Genomic DNA, 17,701 nt, shown 5'->3' on the forward strand with positions numbered 1-17,701 from the left:
CTGCCTGCCGCCCGGCCACGGGGCCGACTCGCCGGTGGGGTGACGGTCGCACCGATGGTGACCTGCCCGGACACGCCGGATATGACCGTGTCGATTCTCAAGCGTGGAGCGGTCCGCCGGCGACCTGCTCAAGCGCAACGGGCTGCGCAGCACGCAACAGCGCAGGGCCGTTCTGACGTCGGTTCGAGACCCCGACGCGGGCACGACAATGCCATGTACATCACCGTGGCCGACCGCGAGTTCGGGGATACGCCGGCATCCAGGAGTCACCGGCGGCGGGGTCTCCGCCGCCGGATCCCGGTGCAGTCGTTCGTGTCGTTCGCCGCCTCTCGGCTCGCCGAACCGCCGGGGGCCGTACCGTGCGCGGCGAATCTCCGCCGTCAGATCGCGGGCTGCCGCAGCACGGCGACGTCCCTGGAGGACAGGACGAGGGCGCCGTCATCGCCTGCCCGGCCGATCAGCAGTTCCCCGGTGAGTCCGGGCAGCGACACCGTGTCGTCGGTCCGGTTGACCAGGAAGAGGTAGCGGCTGTCGGTGTCGCGGCGCACGATCAGCTCGACGATTCCCCTTGCCTGCGCAGGCAGTTCACTTCCGACATCGGCAGGGCCGAGCAGCTTCGGCAGCAGGGCGGTGAGGCCCTCCACGTCCAGCCGGGTGGAGACGTAGGCAGCCGAACCCTGGCCCACGGCGCGGCGGGTGATGGCGGGGCGGCCGGCATACGCACCGCTGCGGTACTCGGCCAGCACCTCCACCTCGGGGTCGGTGACGGTGATCCGGTCGGTCCACAGGGTGCCCATCGTGGGGCCTTCCAGAGCGACTTCGACCGCGTCGCCGTCGAGCAGGGGGCCGAACTCCTCGATGCGGATACCGAGCAGGTCGCGCAGGGCTCCCGGGTAGCCGCCGAGCCAGATGTGGTCGTTCTCGTCGACGACGCCGGAGAAGTACGTGGTGACCAGGTGGCCGCCGTTCTCGGTGTACCGGGTGAGTTCCTTGGCCAGCGCGGCGGGCATGACGTGCAGCACCGGCGCGATCAGGAGCTGGTACCGGTCGAGATCGCCCTGTGCGGTGACGACGTCTGCCCGTACGCCGAGGGTGAGGAGGGCGGAGTACCAGTCGAGTGCCTCCTTGCGGTAGTCGAGGAGGGAAGTGGGATGGGAGTCCTGCTCACTCGCCCACCACGACTCCCAGTCGAAGATGATCCCGACGCGTGCTGCTTCGCGTTCGGATCCCGCGACCGGAGCCAGCGCCCTGAGGGTCCGGCCGAGGTCGGTCACCGCGCGGAAGGCGTCACTGTCGGGCCCGGTGTGTGGCAGCATCGCCGAGTGGTATTTCTCGGCGCCGGCCGCCGACTGTCGCCACTGGAAGAAGCACACGGCGTCGGCGCCGTGCGCGACGTGTAGCAGTGAGTCGCGGGCGAGGTCGCCGGGGCGTTTGGCCAGGTTGACGGCCTGCCAGTTGACGGCGCTGGTGGAGTGCTCCATGAGGAACCACGGCCGTCCGCCCGAGATTCCGCTGACGAGGTTGGCGGAGAAGGACAGTTCGTCGCGGTCCTGAGGGCCGGGCGTGACGTAGTGGTCGTTGGAGACGAAGTCGATCTCGTCAGCCCAGTCGGCGTAGTTCATTCCCTTGGTGCCGCCCATGACCATGAAGTTCGTGGTGACGGGAACATCGGGCGTGATCGCGCGCAGCACGTCCCGCTCCGCGCGCAGATACTCCTTCAGCGCGTCGGAGGAGAAGCGCTTGAAGTCCAGCTGCTGCGTCGGGTTCGGGTGGGATGCGGCCAGCCGGGGCGGCAGGATCTGCTCCCAGCCGCTGTACCTCTGGGACCAGAACGCGGTGCCCCAGGCGTGGTTGAGTCCGTCGAGCGTGGTGTACCGGGCGCGCAGCCAGTCGCGGAAGGCGTGGGCGGCGTCGTCGGAGTAGTCGTAGATGTTGTGGCAGCCCAGCTCGTTGGAGACGTGCCAGGCCACCAGCGCGGGATGGTTCGCGTACCGCTCGGCCATCGTCCGCACCAGGCGCAGCGCGTGCTCGCGGAAGACGGGCGAGGTGGGACGCCAGTGCTGCCGCGCCCCCGGCCACACCGTCTCACCGGAGGCGGTCACCGGGAGGATCTCCGGGTGCGCCGTGGTGAGCCAGGGTGGCGGGGACGCGGTGGCGGTGGCCAGGTCGACTCCGATGCCTCCCGCGTACAGCAGGTCCATGACCTCGTCGAGCCAGGAGAAGTCCCACTCGTGCTCGGCCGGCTGGATGCGGGCCCAGGAGAAGATCCCCACGGAGACGATGTTGACGCCGGCCTTGCGCATCAGCCGTACGTCCTCCTCCCACACCTCGCGTGGCCACTGCTCCGGGTTGTAGTCGGCTCCGTAGGCGAGGCGCGGAGTGGGATCACCGTCCGGCCCGTGCTGCAACTGGGACAGGAGGGTGGAGATCATGGTGGTCCTTCCGGTGTACCGCACGGGGTGGTGCGAGGTGATGCGTGGTTGCTTTCGGGAGGCTGTCGCTGCGAGCTCGCTCCTCAGCGGCAGCCTCCGGGCGGGTGCTTCCGAGCGGTTACTTCTGAACGGTGAAGCCCTGCTCGTTTCCGTACTTGACGGAGGCGTCCTGCCAGCTCTTCAGACCGTCGGTCAGCTTGGTGCCGGATATGTAGGCCTTGCCGACGGTGTCGTTGAAGATCGAGTTGGCGTAGACCTGGTACGGCAGGTACGACCAGTCGGAGGCGACGTTCGCGGCCGACTCGGCGAAGACCTTGTTGGCCTGCTGTCCGCCGAAGTACGGAAACGCGGTGTTCTGGAACGAGCTGGACTGCAGATCCGCGGTGGTCGCCGGGAAGGCGCCCGCCGTGAGTCGGGTCTGCACGCCCTTGCCGGCGTTCGCGTACTCGGTGAAGGCGTAGGCGAGTTCCTTGTTCTTGCCCAGTGTGGGCAGGGCCAGGGAGCTGCCGCCGTTCTCCGCGCTGGCCTTGTCACCGGCGGTCCACGCGGGCAGCGGTGCGGCGCGCCAGTCGCCGGAGGCACCCTTCACGCCCGTGGCGAAGTTGGCGGGCATCCACGCTCCGGTGGCCAGGGTCGCGATGGTGCCGTCGCCCAGCCCCTTGTACCAGTCGTCGCTCCAGCCGGTGATCGGCGCGAGCAGCTTCTCGTCGAGGAGCTTCTGCCAGACGGCGGTGTACTTCTGGGCGCCGGCGTCGGAGAAGTCGATCTTCACGTTCGTGCCGTCGACCTTGTAGGGTCGCGAACCGGCCTGCCACAGCAGGCTGGTGGTCTCACCGGCGTCGCCGGTGTCATTGGCGATGTACACCTTGGGGTCGGCCTTGTGCAGGGCGCGGGCCGCCGTGAGGTACTCGTCCCACGTCGTCGGCACCTTGATCTTGTACGTGTCGAAGACCTTCTTGTTGTAGAAGAGGGCCATGGGCCCGGAGTCCATCGGAAGCGCGTACACGTTCTTGGTGCCGGATTTCACGGAGTTCCACGGGCCGGGGGAGTACTTGCTCGCGAGCTTGTCGGCGCCGTACGGCGTCAGGTCGTCCAGACCCTTCGTCAGCGCGTACTGCCCCAGTGCGTAGTACTCGATCTGCGCGACGTCGGGGACGCCCTTCTTCGCGGAGATGGCGTTCTGCAGGGCCTTGTACTGGTCGTTGCCGGTGCCCGAGTTGACGAGCTTGACGTGGACGGCCGGGTGTTCCTTCTGGAAGTCTGCGGCGACCTGCTTCAGTGTGGGCTCCCAGGCCCAGACCGTGAGGGTGCCGCCCTTCTTCAGGGCCGCGTCGATGTCCTTGGCGGAGACCGGCTTCGTGCTGGAGCTGTTGTCGCCGGAGCTGCCGCAGGCGGTCGCCCCCAAGGCGAGGGCCGAGACCAGGGCGAGGCCGCGCAGCAGGCGGCGGGGGTTCATGTGCATGGGCGTGTTTCCACTTCGTCGTGGCCGAAACCGTGCCTGATGAGGGTTGAGAATCTGTGGGGGAGACCGGGTGAGGTGCTGCGGTCCGGTGCTCCGGGGTTACTCCTTGACGCTTCCGGCGGCGAGCCCGGACTGCCAGTACTTCTGCAGCATGAGGAACGCGGCGATCAGCGGCAGGATGGTGACCAGCGAGCCGGTGATCACGAGGTTGAAGACGGGCGTGCCGCCGGCGGTGGCGGCCTGGGCGTTCCAGCTGTTCAGGCCCAGGGTCAGCGGATACCAGTCCGGGTCCTTGAGCATGATCAGCGGCAGGAAGTAGTTGTTCCAGGTCGCGACCATCGTGAACAGCGCGACGGTCACGATGCCGGGTGCGAGCAGCGGCAGGACGACCTGGAAAAAGGTGCGCAGTTCCCCCGCGCCGTCGATGCGGGCGGCCTCCAGCAGTTCGTCGGGGACGGCCTCGGAGGCGAAGACCCACATCAGATAGAGGCCGAACGGCGAGATGAGGGACGGGATGATCACCGACCACGGGGTGTCGGTCAGCCCCATCTTGCTGAACATCAGGAAGATGGGGACGGCCAGGGCGGTGCCCGGCACCGCGACGGCACCGATGACGACGGCGAAGACGGCGCGTTTGCCGGGGAACGTGAATTTCGCCAGGGCGTAGCCGCCCAGGACCGCCAGCAAGGTGGCGCCCCCGGCCCCGACCACGACGTACAGCACGGTGTTCAGCAGCCAGCGGGTGAAGACGCCGTCGTTGTAGGTGAACGTCTCACGGATGTTGTCCCACAGGGCGAAGTCTCCGTTGAACCACAGCCCGAAGGAATGGGCCAGCCCCTCCTGCGTCTTGGTGGCGCTGATGATCAGCCATGCCAGCGGCACCAGGGAGTAGAGGAGGACAAGACCGGTGAGCACGGTCAGCAGCACGCTGCGCCGCGGTCGCCCGGGGCTGTGCCGGCGCGGTGTGCGCAGGCGGGGTGCGGCGCCGGCCGAAGGAACCGGCGGCTGGGCGAGGGTGGTGACGGGGCTGCTCATCGCTTCACGCTCCCTTGCGCATGCCGCGCAGCTGGACGGCGTAGGCGATGACCATGGTGATCAGGCCCATGACGATGGCGACCGTCGCGGAGTAGTTGTGCTCCTGGCCCGAGAAGGACAGCGAGTACGTGTAGAAGTTCGGGGTGTAGTCGGTGGTGATGGAGTTCGGCGCCAGCTTCTGCAGGATGCTCGGCTCGTTGAACAGCTGGAAGGTGCCGATGATCGAGAAGATCGTCGCGATGACCAGGGCGCCGCGGATGGCGGGGAGTTTGATGGCGGCGATCACGCGGATCTGCCCGGCTCCGTCGATCTGCGCGGCCTCGTACAGCGCGGCCGGGATGACGCGGAGTGCGGAGTAGAAGATCAGCATGTTGTAGCCGACGAACTCCCACGTCACGATGTTGCCGATCGACGCCAGGATCAGGTCGGGCCCGAGCGGGTTGGGCAGCGATACGCCGAGGGCGTCGTTGATGTCGCTCACCAGACCGAAGCGGGTGCCGTACATGAAGCCCCACATGAGCGTGGCGACCACGGCGGGCACCGCATACGGCAGGAAGATCGAGATCCGGAAGAAGTCCCTGCCGTACAGCCGCCCGCTGTCCAGGGCGAGCGCCACGAGCAGGGCGATGCCCAGCATGATCGGCACCTGAGTCAGCAGGAACAGCGACACACGTTCCAAGGAGTCCCAGAACTGGCTGTCGTGCAGCGCCTGTTGGTAGTTGTCCAGGCCCACGAAGGACGTGCCGCCGATGAGTTTGCTGCGGAAGAGGCTGAGGTAGATCGAGTAGGTGATCGGAGCCAGGAACACGAAGGCGAAGACCACTGCGAAGGGTCCGATGAACCCCCACCCCGTCCAGGAACGGCGGTCCCGTCTCGCCGCAGGCCGGGCGGCGCGCCGGGTCACGGCCGCAGGGGGTTGTAGCGTCGTCATGTCGTTCCTCGCTCGTCCATCTCGGAACCGGCGTCGCCCGCCGTCGCGATGTTTACGTAAACATGCCGCGCTGAAGAGGGCCGCGTCCTGTTATGTTTACGTAAACATCCAGTGGCGGCATGTCTACACTGCGCCAATGTTGGTGGTCAAGGGTCGCCGGCTGAAACTGCGATCACGTAACAAGGGAGACGGGTGGACACCGCGGACAGCGCCTCGAGGAGCATGGATCGGGCACGCACGGGCGAGCGGACCTTGCGTCGCGCGCAGAGCGCGTCCATGGCGGATGTCGCCCGCCTGGCCGGCGTCTCCTCGCAGACCGTCTCCCGGGTGTCCAACGGATATGCGGGCGTCACCGAAGAGACCCGGCAGCAGGTGCTGGCGGCCATGAAGGAGTTGGGCTACCGGCCCAACAGTGCCGCCCGGGCACTCAAGCGCGGCGAATTCCGCACCATCGGAGTCATCACCTTCAACCTCTCCACCACGGGCAATATGCGCACCCTGGAAGCGATCGCCACTTCCGCGGCGCAGGAGGGCTACGCCGTCACGCTCCTGCCCGTCGCCGTCCCCACCCAGGACGAGGTGCGCGGCGCCTTCTCCCGGCTGGGAGAGCTCGCCGTCGACGCGGTCATCGTCATCATGGAAGTGCACCTGCTCGATGCGGCGACCATCTCCCTGCCGCCTCATGTCCAGGTCGTTGTCGCCGACTCGGACGCGGGCGACCGTTACACCGTGGTCGACACCGACCAGGCCGGGGGCGCCCGGGCCGCTGTGCGGCACCTGCTGGACCTCGGTCATCGCACGGTCTGGCATCTGGCCGGTCCCGAGGAGTCCTTCGCTGCACAACGCCGTGCCGATGCCTGGCGCGCCGAACTCACCGGGGCGGGCTGCGTCCTGCCACGCGTCGTACGAGGTGACTGGTCGGCGGAGTCCGGCTATCACGCAGGTCTGCAACTTGCCGACGAGAAGGACTGTACGGCGGTGTTCGCTGCCAACGACCAGATGGCGCTGGGTCTTTTGCGGGCCCTGCACGAGCGCGGCCGGAGAATTCCCGACGACGTCAGCGTCATCGGCTTCGACGACATCCCCGAGGCCGGCTCCTTCCTGCCTCCGCTGACCACGGTTCACCAGGACTTCGCCGGAGTGGGACGCCTGTGCGTCGAGGGCGTCCTGCGGCGGATGCGCCATGGTGGGGGAGAACACGGCACCACGCTCGTACCCACGCGGCTCGTGGTACGCGACAGCACCGCCCGGCCGCCTCTTCGTGCGGACGCGTAGGTCAGCCGGGGCGTGACCGCCACAGGGAGGACGGTGACCGGACTTCTGTCGGACCATGCGCCCGTGAGCCGGCACTACGACGTGGTCGTCGGGTGAACGACCGGCGCGTGGACGAGGCCGAACCTGAACCCGAACCTGGATCCGAGCCGAGGCGATCACCGGAACCCCGACTCGAGGACGTTCCGACGCCCGACAACTCGGGGCCCCCGTAATCGGCGTAATCGGCATGGACCACTCCGGCGCCTTCGGCATGCCCGGAATGATCGACATCCGACCACCACAAGGGCGCCGTCACCGGTGTGGGCGTTCGGCCTCCCCGGTCCCGCAACGCGGGGCCCGGGCCGTCAGTGGGAGGGGCGCAGGCCGTCCACCGTGACCTGGACGAGTCTGCGCACCGCGGCCTGTGACGGCAGACCGCCGGCCGCGCCGAGGGCGTGCAGACAGTAGGCGGCGAGCTCGACGGGTGACACGTCATCGCGCACCTCACCGGCCTCCACGCCCTCGGCGAGCATCTCACTGGTGAACCGGAGCAGATGCTGTTCGGCGTGGGCGACGTGCTCCCCCCGGTGCAGCACGGCAGCGATCTCCGCATCGTGACCGTGACGGCGCTGCTGGATGAAGGCATAGGCGGCGAGGACCGTTGTCAGCCGCTCGCCGGGGCTGCCGGGCCGCTCACGCAGCGCCGTCAGCTCCTGCAGATGGCCGGCGACCTGACGCTCGTGCCAGGCCGTGACGATCGATTCGACGTCCGGGAAGTACTTGTACAGCGTGGCCCGGCCGATGCCGGTCCCCTCTGCGATCCGCGACATGGTCACGCCACGTAGCCCGTGCTCGGCCACGAGGGCTGCCGTCACCTCCAGCACCGTGTCCCGTACCGCGCGGCGGTGCTCCTCGATCGTCTCGTTCCACAGCTTCGGCACATCAGTAGTGTACGAGGCGACCTATTGCATACATGATGACTTGACATAGACACTCTGTATCGATAAATCTGGAGTGTCACCCGGAGCCGGAACCCGGCACGAACGATCCGGCGGCCCGCAAAGGGAGGACCTCATGTCCGTCTCACCGCATCACCAGGACGCGGCGGTTCCCCGGGAGGCCGACGACCTGTACGCCACCCCACCGCCCTGGGACATCGGCCGGCCCCAGCCCGCTCTCCTCGCCCTCGCCGAGGCAGGTGCGATCCGGGGCCGGGTACTGGATGCCGGCTGCGGTACCGGGGAGCACGTGCAGATGGCCGCACGGCTGGGGCTCGACGCCACGGGCATCGACCTCGCCGCGCGAGCCCTGCGCAGCGTAGAGGAGACGACGCGCGCCCGCGGCCTGGCGGTGCGGTTCCTGCGCCACGATGCCCGGCAACTGGCCGACATCGGTGAGCACTTCGACACCGTGCTCGACTGCGGTCTCTTCCACGTCCTCGACGGCGAGGACCGCACCGCGTACGTGGACGGACTGCGCTCCGTGGTGTCGCCGGGCGGGCGCTGCTTCATGCTCTGCATCAGTGACCGGGAGCACGGCGCCCGGGGCCCCGTGCACAAGGTGACGCGTGGCGACGCCGAAGCGGCGTTCGCCACGGCTGGCAGGTCGACGCCATCGAACCCTCCGCCATCGAACTCCGCGTCGACCCGGGCCACGTCGAGGCGTGGCTCGACACATTGACCAGGACCTGAACCTCCCTTTGACCGCCACCGACTTGAGGATCGCCATGCCCATCGCCGAAGCCCGCATCCCCACAGACCGGCCCGGCCGGTATCTCGTGCAGTTGTGCAAGCACTTCAGCAACAAGGGCCGCCATCTCGGCCCCGGTGCACGGTCTCACCACGGCGGCGACGTCACGCCGCCGGCCGGGACGCACACGCCGCCCGAGCTCACGCCGGACCGGATCGACGTCGAGTGGTCCGACACCCGCGGCGTCGTGAGCCTGCCGTGGGGCCGGTGCACCTTGGACGCCGCGCCGGAGGTGCTGATGCTGCGCGCCGAGGCCGACGACGAACAGGGGCTGCGGCGGCTTCAGGACCTCCTGGAAACGCACATCGGCAGGTTCGGCAGACGCGACGAACTGCGGGTGGACTGGCGACAGTCAGAAGGGCCGGCCGGCAGCTGAGTGCCCAGAGACTGCCGATCCTCCCGCGAAGACAGGGACTGCAGGGGGAGCCATGCCTGGTGACGAATGCGAAAAACGGTCAGGCCGCAGGACCGGTCGAGGAGAGATTCCGGTCGCTGCAGCGACGTGCCTGAGGGCTGCTCTTCGGGCGGCTGGGAAACGCGCTACAGCGCCGTCATCCGTCAGGGCGCCTCGGGACCGTCAGCGCTGGAGGATCTCGACGAGCCGCGGGCCGGTCGCGGTCATCCCCTTCCGGACGTAGTGCGTGAGGTCCTCCAGCGACTCCGCGCGGTGGACGTCGAGGCCGTAGCCGCGGGCGATGTCCAGGACGCCCAGGCCCGAGATGTCGAGGTAGTCGCCCTCGGGGACGTGCAGGATCTCGGAGAACGCCTGCAGCGCACGGTACGTGGTGTTCGTGCAGACCACGAACGTCACGGGGACGCGGTAGCGCACGGCGCTCCACAGTCCGGACGTGGTGTACTGCATGGCGCCGTCCCCGATGAGGGCGACGACGGGTCGCTCCGGGCACCCGAGCCGCAGCCCGATGGCCGCCGGCAGGCCCCAGCCGAGGCCCCCGGCGGCGGGGTAGAACAGCGACTTCGGGCGGGTGATGGTCAGTCGGTCGCGCACCATGTCCGCGGAGGTCCACTCCAGCGCGATGACGGTGTCGTCGCTCTTCCCCGCGTCGATCGCGTCGAGAATCGCCTCCGCCGTGAAGGGCGGCCCGCTCGTGTCGGCCTCGGGAAGGGTACGGGCGGGCGGCCACGGGCGATCGCTCGCGGCGGCCGTGGCGGCGACGCGTACGAGCGCGTCGGACGGGTCGCCCACGCAGATGCGTCCGAAGGGCGCGCGGGCCGCTTCGTCCGGGTCGTCGGTGACCGCGTACACGCTGACGCCCGGCTGCAGGAAGTCCTGGTCGCTGGGTGCGTGGTAGCGGAAGAGGGGCGCTCCGAAGCACACCACGACGTCGTACTGCGCGAGGATGTCAGCGACCGCGCCCGCGGCAGAGGGCAACTGCCCCTGGTAGCAGCGGTGCCGCGTCGGGAAGGGCGCGCGGGGCGGGCTGGGCGCGATCCAGACGGGCAGGCGCGCCCGCTCGGCCAGTGCGACGGCGGCCTGGAAGCCCTCCTCGGTGTCGGCGCCGGGCCCCAGCACCAGGGCCGGCGCCGAGGCGCGGTCCAGCGCGCCGACGAGGAGATCCAGGGCCCGCTGCGGTACCACGGGGGCGCCGTCCACCGCGCGTTCGAGTAGAAGACCGAGAGCGCCGTCCTCGGCGGGCTCGTTCCAGTCGTCCAGCGGGACGGACAGGTAGACCACGCCCCAGGGCGCGGAGTCGGCGAGCATCAGGCCCTGGATCGAACGAGCTGTCCTTCCTGACCGGGGCACGCCTGCGAGCTGCACCCCCTCGCTTGCGCAGCGACGGGCGGCCTGCCACCGCAGGGCGAGTTCTTCGGGCAACTCACCGCAGTGTGCGGGAGAGACCCCGGACAAGGCAGGGATGGAACAGGCCGCACGGGCCCAGGCAAGCATCACGCCTCACCGGATCCGTGCGGCCCGTCCCACGTCACGGGCCGACCGCACCCATTGTTGTCCCCTCAAGGCCGTAAGTGTGTCGAAGCGGCGGGCAGCCGATCGGCCGTGTACGTCAGAAGCTCTTGTGGAACCCGGCATCGACGGCGAAGTCGGCACCGATCGTGCTGGCCGACCGCGGTGAGGCCAGGAGCAGGATGGTGTCAGCGACCTCCTGCGGATCGATCAGACGGCCTGTCACCTGCCCCATCATCTGCGGGGCGATGGTCTCCAGGACGGTGTCACGGTCGGCGCCGGCCATAGTGGCGATGACATCCGCTGCTCCCCCCTTCTCGGTCCACCACGCGGTGCGTACCGCACCCGGGGAAACCGTGTTGACCCGAATCCCCTGGGGTCCGAACTCCTCCGACAGTGCCTTGGTGAGGTTGGAGAGCCCGGCCTTGGCGGCCCCGTACTCGATGTTGACGCTCGCGGGCTGGCGCGCCATACCGGTGGAGACATTGACGATGGAACCACCACCGCGCTCGATCATCCGGGGAATCGCGGCGCGGATCATACGGACGGCCGAGAACAGGTTGAACTCGAAGACGGCCTGCCACTCGGCGTCGTCACCGTCGAAGAAACCGGTGCGAGGCATGGTGATGCCGGGCGGCGGGCCGCCCGCGTTGTTCACCAGGATGTCCAGCACGCCGAAGTGCTCGATCGTGCGATCGATGACCCGTCCCGGCACATCCGGGTCCATCAAGTCGGCCGATACATGGAGGAGGCAGGCTCCCTCGAGGTCTTTCAGTTCCGGTGTCATCCGGCGAGAGACCGCCACCACCTTGGCGCCTTCTCCCAGAAGAGAACGGGTGACGGCCAGCCCGATGCCCTTGGATGCGCCGGTGACGACGGCAACACGGTCGGTAAGCTTGAGATCCACGATTGTCCCTCTTCTGGAAACCGGATTCGCATCCCGCGGGTACAGGAGAGACTTCAGGTCCTCACACTGTTCCGAGCGGGCTCGAGGATCATGCTGCTCAGTCTCCAAGGGCCGTGCTGGCAAGATTCCGACGTCGCGTTGTGGGCGCAGGACACCTCACTTGATGCACGGAAGAGCCACGGGGTGAGGCCGGGATGGCGGACCTGGACCTCGTGATCGTCAGCCGCGGGGGCTGCTGATCCGCTCCGGTTCGATCACATAGATCACCCGGACTTGGTCGCGGTCGCCGAACCATGGGTAGGGCCCGCCGAGATACTTCTGCGCGAGCGCCTCGATGTGGTCAACCGCCCCCTCGGTGGTCATACGCACCACACGGCCGCGGATCTGGACGTAGGAGGCCGGATCCGAAGGGTCGGACACTGCGACGGCCACCCGCGGGTCGCGCGCGATGTTCCTGGTCTTCTGATGCGACTCGACGCTGTTGATCAGCACATGCTCGCCGTCGGTGTCGACCCATGTCTGGGTGAGCTGGGGCGAGCCGTCGGGCATCGTCGTAGCGATGTAGCAGGTGCTGGGGCGGCGCAGCAGCGCCACCACGTCCTCGCCGAGGGACACGGACACGAGGGTTCTCCAGGGGTCGGTTCGGTGGGGTGCTGGGGCAACGGTAGCCACGGCAGGAAACCCGGCCCTCACCCGCCCCATGAAACCGTCGGTCACCGGCGCGTACGGATCCGCAACGGCCGCGCGGGACGGCAGCTTTTCTGCGTGGCTCCGACCAGGCCGCCACGTGCCTTCCGCACTGCCCCCCCACCCAACATCTTCACGACCGAGCCCCCCAACCTCACACGGCCAAGTGGCGGCCTGTCAGCCGGGTCGAGCGCGAAGCGAAACGCGAGGCGTGGACCATCCCCTCGTGCTGGACACCCGGCTCGCCCTGGCCGGCGTGCGGGTGGAGGCCGGTGATGTGGTCGGGGCCACGGAAGCGTACGAGCACCTGTGGGCCGACATGATGCGGGTGCTCGGCGAGGACCACCGCGGCACCCGGTGGACCCGGCAGAAGCTGGGCCGGTGGTGGGAGAGGCGGCGAAATCGGTGCGGCGCGGGAACTGCTGATATCCAGGGGTGACCCCAGGCAGTGACAGCCCTCTCAAGTGCCCTTGTACGGTGGTCACTTGCTCCGGGAATCCTGGTGTCCGCTATGAAGCGGCCGTCGTCATCGGAGCCGTCAACGAGCGGTTGTGACCCCTTCGCCTCGCCCGCGCGAAGTGGTGGTGGCGAGCAGTTCCTGCAGGAGTTCAACGACGAGATCGGGCTGTCCTACGAACGGGGAGTGACCCGTCTGCCACTCGCGTACCTCGGTGCATCGTGAGGCCATCTTCCGCTGCAGGCCCGGGTCGATGGCCCGGTCCTGTGCGCAGACGACGTAGGTGGAGGGAGTGCGCTTCCAGCTGTGGCGCTCCGGGACTCCTCGCCCGCAGCCGGGGGCTTGAGTACGCAGTAGGGCAACCGCCCAAGCGGCGAGAGGTTCGGGGCAGTCACCATAGAGGATGGCGGCAGCCCGGTCGGGGTGCAGGCTGGTCGAGCCGTCGGGCCCAGGGCTGATCGCTTCGTGGAGCTGGGGTGACGCCCCACCCAGACCGGCCGCGCTCTCTCCGACGTCCGGCACGAAGGCCGCCAGGTAGACCAGGTGTCCTGCGCCGCGCACCCCGGTGATCACCGACCCGCCGTAGGAGTGACCGAGCACGACCGGAGGCTCCTGCAGCGCGTCGATGGCAGCCTGGGCCGCGGCTGTATCAGCGAGCAATGAGCCCCGGTGGAGCTCGGGAACGACAACCTCGGTTCCTGTGGTCCGCAAACGCTCTGCCACCACGGCGAAGTGCTCGGAACGGTGATACAGGCCGGGAACGAGCACCACAGCGGTCAATTGGCGCCTCCTCAAACCGACTTCAGGCTTGAGATCATGGTACGGCAGCCGTAGTTCGTCGTTGGTGCGAGTGGGGTGGCTGGAGAGACGAACTGGAGAGACGAAGCTCGGTTGGGCCGCACCAGGAGAGTTGCCTGTGAGCCGGTTAATGGGTTGCAGACCTCCGGGATGGGGTGTCGGATCCCGGCTATGACGATTGTGCTGGGAACGCCGACTGCAGGCGGGGTGCGCGAGGCTATGGGCGCGCTGCGGGAGTGGCAGTACGACGGAGCGCCGATGCAGCTGCATTCGGGGGACATCGGTTGGAACTGTCGGTTCGGAACGGCTGAGACGGCCGCGGTGGTTCGGACCTGGAGCCGGGGCGGACGGATCGTCGCCGTCGGGATGCTGGACTCGCCGATGGTGTTGCGGATGACGGTCGCTCCCGACGCTTTCCAGGACGAGGACTTGGCGCGGCGGCTTGTCGAGGACTTTTCGCTGCCTGAGCGCGGCGTGCTGCCGGAAGGAGCGGTGTCCATCGAGGCGCCGCTGGGCCTGCTGCTTCACGACCTGCTGACCAAGGAGGGCTGGGGCGTCGACGAGCCGTGGACGCCGCTATTCCGCGACCTCACGGAAGCGGTGGAGGACCCCGGCGTGCGGATCAAGGCGATCGGCCCGGAGCAGGCGCAGGACTTCGCCGACGTTCTGCGGTCGGCGTTCAACACCTCGCGGCCTACGCGCGAGTACTGGCATGCGATGTCGGCGGGGCCGTTCTATGCCGACGCCCGCTGCCTGGGCGTCTACGACGACCAGGGCAACCCGGCGGCGGTGGTGACGGTCTGGTCGGACGGCCCGGGGAAGCCGGGACTGATCGAGCCGATGGGCGTCCACGAGGACCACCGCGGTCGCGGATACGGCCGGGCGATCACCGTCGCCGGGGCGGCCGCGCTGCGGGAGATGGGCTCGTCGAGCGTCCGTGTGTGCACACCGAGCTCCAACGTCGGTGGCGTCGCCACGTACAAGGCGGCCGGGTTCGAGGCGAAGCCGGAGATCGGCGACCGGATCCGCAAGGCCTGACGCTGATAGAGCCCGGGCCCTTCGATCCCGGGGGTCCGCCGAGCGGGCTGACTTGCGGCGTACCTGGAGGCCCAGGCCGTCTTCGCCCGACCGCCCGCACGGTCGCTTGCCGGATGGCGCCCGGCAGCCCGGACGCCCTGCCGGTGAGGTGTTCGAAGCAGCCGGGACCACCGGCGATCGCACTGATCGAGGTCACTGCCTCCGTCGCGGTCCGCACACCGCAACGGGGGTCCTCACGGCGTATGGAGCGTGGCGATCGCCGTGCGGAGGAGAAGGGCCTCCGCACGGTCCCACGGCCACCCGCTGTCCACGACCAGGGCGCGCCAGCCATTTGGGCCGAACCAGAACCACAAGAGGTCCGCCGTTTCCGTGACCGGACACGTGGGGGGTGGCGTCAGCGTGTGCAGATGGTCCGCGGTGGCGCGGAGGGCGTCGCGGTAGTCGGCGGTGGCGCGCTCCCACAGGGCCTCGCCGTCCTCATGGGACGGCAGGGCCCTGTGGATCGCCTCGTGCACGGCGAACTGGCCCTCGTTGCCCGCTCGGGTGCCATGAGCCACTGCCTTCAGTACGGACTCGGGGGTCCGCTCGGCGAGCACGTGCTGCATGGCTTGTTTGTAGCCGGACGCGAGCACGGCCGTGTCGACGATCTCGTTCAGGATGTCGCTCTTGCTCCCGGCGCTCGCGAAGACGGTCTTCGAAGAGACGCCCGCCGCGGCCGCGATGTCCGCGACGGTCACCCGTCCGTAACCGCGCTCGGCGAACAGGTCGACCGCTCTCTGGAGGATCAGCGTGCGCGTCTGCGCGGCAGCCTGCTCTCGCCGGGGTGAGACATACGTGCGCTTGGAGGACATGACGGCATTCTAGCCAAATTGATGCCATCTTTGTCCTATTCAATAGGTCTCATGTAACCTCAATTGATATCGAGCCCGGGCTGCAGACGCGGCCCAGCTCATACGCATGGCCAACTGTCGTACGCAGCAATGGATCGCTCCGTGCGCGAGAGGAATGGAACGCGATGGGAACGGAAGCCAGGAACGTGGCCCGTGGTCTCTTCAAGGTGTTGGAGACGGGAGATCCGGCGCTGGCCGCGGAGGTCGTGAACGACGACTTCTCCAACCGTGAAGCGGCCGTCTCGCCCGCCGCCTGCTCGATCCCCGGACCGGCCGGCGTGCTGGCTTCGGGCGCGTGGATGCGCTCGGCCTTCACCGACCTGCGCTTCCCCATCCTCGACCTGGCCCACGACGGCGATCAGGTGTGGGTACGCCTCCGCATGCAGGGCCGGCACACCGGCCCCTTCGTCCGTTACCGCGACGGCGCCCTCGACCAGGCGATTCCGCCCACCGGACGCGAGATCGACTTCGAGCAGATCCATGTGCTCGGCCTGCGGGACGGCAAGGTGCTGCGACACGAGGCGGTACGCGACGACATCACGATGCTCGGGCAGCTCGGTGTCTTTCCCCCCGCCCCGGCCACGGCCCTGCGCATGCTCGCCTGGAAGGTGACCGGGCGCGCCGCCCGAGCCGCCGCCCACACCGCCGCAGCAGCAGAGCAAGCGGCATCGGCCCTGCGCGACAACGTACGCAGGTGAGCTGAGCGGCGCCCCCGTCAGGTCTCGTGGATCCGGAGATCGGCCGACGTGCCTTTCGTGAAGCCGACCCGGGAGACCTGGCGGTACGCACACCCGGCCCCGACGGTGGCCTGGTGGGGCTCGCTGACAGGCGGAGTGTGCATGGACGCCCCGGCCCAGTCGGTGCGCATGCCGCCCGGTTCCGGGACGGTGACGTTGATGTCCAGGGGGCCGATCTCGGTGGCGAGGACTTCGGAGAAGCCGCCGACGGCCCACATGGCGGACTGGCAGGCGGCCATGGCCGGTCGGCGTGAGGAAAGAACCAGTGGGTCAGGCGGCTGCCGGGCTGCTGCCTGCCAACAGGACGCACGGGCCCGACTGCCGCGCCACGCTCACCGGCGGCGACTCGCCGCTGTCCGCTGTGCGGGCTGCCCACGGCGAGCACCACTCGCCCGGGTTGCCGGCCCGCATGTCCAGCTGACGGTGAGGCTGCCGCCGTCGGGCAGCGCATGCCACTGCTCGGCGTACTCGTCCATGCGCGCCACGATGCGCTCCGTCATCGGGTCCGGGATCCAAACCTCCGGCCACGGCGACAGCACCGCGCGCTGCTCGCGCCGCAGCTCCCACAACATCAGGCAGGCGCCTGCAAGCTCCTCCGAGCGGCCCATGTCCGCGCTCGCTTGCGGTGTCGGCTTCCGCGTCTTCTCACGGCGCCGGGCGCGCCCTCGTTCGGCCGGGTCGGCGGGCCAGAAGAAGCCGAGCTCGCCTGCGTCCAGCCGTCCGTAGACTCCGCCGCGCAGCCCGGCCTCCGCCTCGACCACGAAGTGCACGAGGTCGTGCGGCAGATACGGGTGGTAGCCCGGCCCGCCGCGCGGCGCCAGCTCCGGGCCGCGCTCGCGCCGGACCGCGACGGAGTACGAGCGGCCGGGACCCTTGGTGAAAGTCACGTCCATACCCGCCACGTTACGCAGCCGCCTGCCCCGCCCGCATCCTGGTTTATCGGTGCGGACGTCGGGCTGCGAACGTGCGTCGGTCTCTGCGGCCGCCTGCTCCAACTGGTTCCGACATTCCTCCCATCCGGTCCCCGTCGCCGGGCACGGAGCCAAAGCCGAGGCAGTGATTGCACGGGCCCACCGCAACGCTCAACTGGGCCATGCAGAGAGCCAGAAGGCCAATTGAAGCGCTCAGTCCGTATACCGCCGACGTGCTGTCCTCGGGCGGCGACCTCCGGCTGCGCCAGCACCGACCAATGCTCGCTCACCCGTGCCTGCAGAGTCGGGAAGAGCTCGAGGGTGCGCCGCTCGGCGACCCACCACGCCTCGATGTTCTCCGAGGCCGGGAAGGCCGCTGTGCCGATCGCGTGCACCGTGCCGCCGCGGATCAGGCCGGTCATCCGCGTCACGCGCGCCGACGAGGCCCGCCGCGGATGTCGCTGCGCGGCGACGGAGCGGTTGTGCGGGGAC

At 68.9% G+C, this 17,701-nt stretch carries 18 protein-coding genes; 6 read left to right on the plus strand and 12 right to left on the minus strand.

Translation table 11 applies throughout. The features are described 5' to 3' along the window. Positions 1-380: 380 nt before the first annotated feature. The 4 genes from OG878_RS38140 to OG878_RS38155 form a co-directional block, all read right to left on the minus strand. The gene (locus OG878_RS38140) at positions 381-2,432 is read right to left on the minus strand and encodes a beta-galactosidase (RefSeq protein WP_328891015.1); all 2,052 of its coding nucleotides are present in this window, start codon (positions 2,430-2,432) and stop codon (positions 381-383) included. Between the two features lie 118 nt (positions 2,433-2,550). After that, positions 2,551-3,894: an ABC transporter substrate-binding protein gene (locus OG878_RS38145; protein WP_328891016.1), complete on the minus strand. Its 1,344-nt coding sequence runs from the start codon at positions 3,892-3,894 to the stop codon at positions 2,551-2,553. A 99-nt stretch (positions 3,895-3,993) separates the two neighbouring features. Then, entirely contained in the window at positions 3,994-4,929 is a 936-nt protein-coding gene (locus OG878_RS38150) for a carbohydrate ABC transporter permease (protein WP_328891017.1), read from the minus strand. A 4-nt stretch (positions 4,930-4,933) separates the two neighbouring features. Beyond that, complete coding sequence (locus OG878_RS38155) at positions 4,934-5,860, minus strand: carbohydrate ABC transporter permease (protein ID WP_328891018.1); 927 nt, start codon at positions 5,858-5,860, stop codon at positions 4,934-4,936. A 222-nt stretch (positions 5,861-6,082) separates the two neighbouring features. Here OG878_RS38155 and OG878_RS38160 point away from each other — a divergent pair, with 222 nt between their 5' ends. Beyond that, positions 6,083-7,135, plus strand: a complete 1,053-nt coding sequence (locus tag OG878_RS38160) for a LacI family DNA-binding transcriptional regulator (protein WP_328891019.1) — start codon at positions 6,083-6,085, stop codon at positions 7,133-7,135. A gap of 344 nt (positions 7,136-7,479) precedes the next feature. Here OG878_RS38160 and OG878_RS38165 read toward each other — a convergent pair whose 3' ends face one another. Next, positions 7,480-8,055, minus strand: a complete 576-nt coding sequence (locus tag OG878_RS38165) for a TetR/AcrR family transcriptional regulator (protein WP_328891020.1) — start codon at positions 8,053-8,055, stop codon at positions 7,480-7,482. Between the two features lie 133 nt (positions 8,056-8,188). On the opposite strand from OG878_RS38165, the gene OG878_RS38170 reads away from it, so the two are divergent. Continuing rightward, the gene (locus OG878_RS38170) at positions 8,189-8,794 is read left to right on the plus strand and encodes a class I SAM-dependent methyltransferase (protein WP_328891021.1); all 606 of its coding nucleotides are present in this window, start codon (positions 8,189-8,191) and stop codon (positions 8,792-8,794) included. Positions 8,795-8,840: 46 nt separating this feature from the next. Further along, positions 8,841-9,239, plus strand: a complete 399-nt coding sequence (locus OG878_RS38175; RefSeq protein WP_328891022.1) for a DUF2218 domain-containing protein — start codon at positions 8,841-8,843, stop codon at positions 9,237-9,239. Between the two features lie 201 nt (positions 9,240-9,440). On the opposite strand, the gene OG878_RS38180 is transcribed toward OG878_RS38175, so the two are convergent. The 3 genes from OG878_RS38180 to OG878_RS38190 form a co-directional block, all read right to left on the minus strand. Next, positions 9,441-10,697 carry a thiamine pyrophosphate-dependent enzyme gene (locus tag OG878_RS38180; RefSeq protein WP_328891023.1) on the minus strand — a complete coding sequence of 419 codons (1,257 nt, stop codon included), beginning with the start codon at positions 10,695-10,697 and terminating at the stop codon, positions 9,441-9,443. Between the two features lie 187 nt (positions 10,698-10,884). Further along, positions 10,885-11,691, minus strand: a complete 807-nt coding sequence (locus tag OG878_RS38185; RefSeq protein ID WP_328891024.1) for an SDR family NAD(P)-dependent oxidoreductase — start codon at positions 11,689-11,691, stop codon at positions 10,885-10,887. 219 nt (positions 11,692-11,910) lie between these two features. Further along, entirely contained in the window at positions 11,911-12,312 is a 402-nt protein-coding gene (locus OG878_RS38190; RefSeq protein ID WP_328891025.1) for a PPOX class F420-dependent oxidoreductase, read from the minus strand. Between the two features lie 277 nt (positions 12,313-12,589). On the opposite strand from OG878_RS38190, the gene OG878_RS38195 reads away from it, so the two are divergent. Then, on the plus strand, positions 12,590-12,817 hold the full coding sequence (locus tag OG878_RS38195; RefSeq protein ID WP_328891026.1) for a hypothetical protein: 228 nt from the start codon (positions 12,590-12,592) through the stop codon (positions 12,815-12,817). 99 nt (positions 12,818-12,916) lie between these two features. Here the strand turns inward: OG878_RS38195 and OG878_RS38200 are convergent, their stop codons facing one another. Further along, positions 12,917-13,615, minus strand: a complete 699-nt coding sequence (locus OG878_RS38200; protein ID WP_328891027.1) for an alpha/beta hydrolase — start codon at positions 13,613-13,615, stop codon at positions 12,917-12,919. Positions 13,616-13,804: 189 nt separating this feature from the next. On the opposite strand from OG878_RS38200, the gene OG878_RS38205 reads away from it, so the two are divergent. Continuing rightward, the gene (locus OG878_RS38205) at positions 13,805-14,671 is read left to right on the plus strand and encodes a GNAT family N-acetyltransferase (RefSeq protein ID WP_328891028.1); all 867 of its coding nucleotides are present in this window, start codon (positions 13,805-13,807) and stop codon (positions 14,669-14,671) included. Positions 14,672-14,904: 233 nt separating this feature from the next. Here OG878_RS38205 and OG878_RS38210 read toward each other — a convergent pair whose 3' ends face one another. Further along, positions 14,905-15,522: a TetR/AcrR family transcriptional regulator gene (locus OG878_RS38210; protein WP_328891029.1), complete on the minus strand. Its 618-nt coding sequence runs from the start codon at positions 15,520-15,522 to the stop codon at positions 14,905-14,907. A gap of 164 nt (positions 15,523-15,686) precedes the next feature. On the opposite strand from OG878_RS38210, the gene OG878_RS38215 reads away from it, so the two are divergent. Continuing rightward, a complete protein-coding gene (locus OG878_RS38215; RefSeq protein WP_328891030.1) occupies positions 15,687-16,259 on the plus strand; it encodes an ester cyclase in 573 nt (190 codons plus the stop codon). A 17-nt stretch (positions 16,260-16,276) separates the two neighbouring features. On the opposite strand, the gene OG878_RS38220 is transcribed toward OG878_RS38215, so the two are convergent. After that, complete coding sequence (locus tag OG878_RS38220; protein WP_328891031.1) at positions 16,277-16,537, minus strand: hypothetical protein; 261 nt, start codon at positions 16,535-16,537, stop codon at positions 16,277-16,279. 93 nt (positions 16,538-16,630) lie between these two features. Beyond that, the gene (locus OG878_RS38225; RefSeq protein WP_328891032.1) at positions 16,631-17,191 is read right to left on the minus strand and encodes a hypothetical protein; all 561 of its coding nucleotides are present in this window, start codon (positions 17,189-17,191) and stop codon (positions 16,631-16,633) included. Positions 17,192-17,701: the final 510 nt, after the last annotated feature.

The sequence above is a fragment of the Streptomyces sp. NBC_00316 genome, assembly GCF_036158715.1.
In the GTDB taxonomy this organism is placed as follows: domain Bacteria; phylum Actinomycetota; class Actinomycetes; order Streptomycetales; family Streptomycetaceae; genus Streptomyces.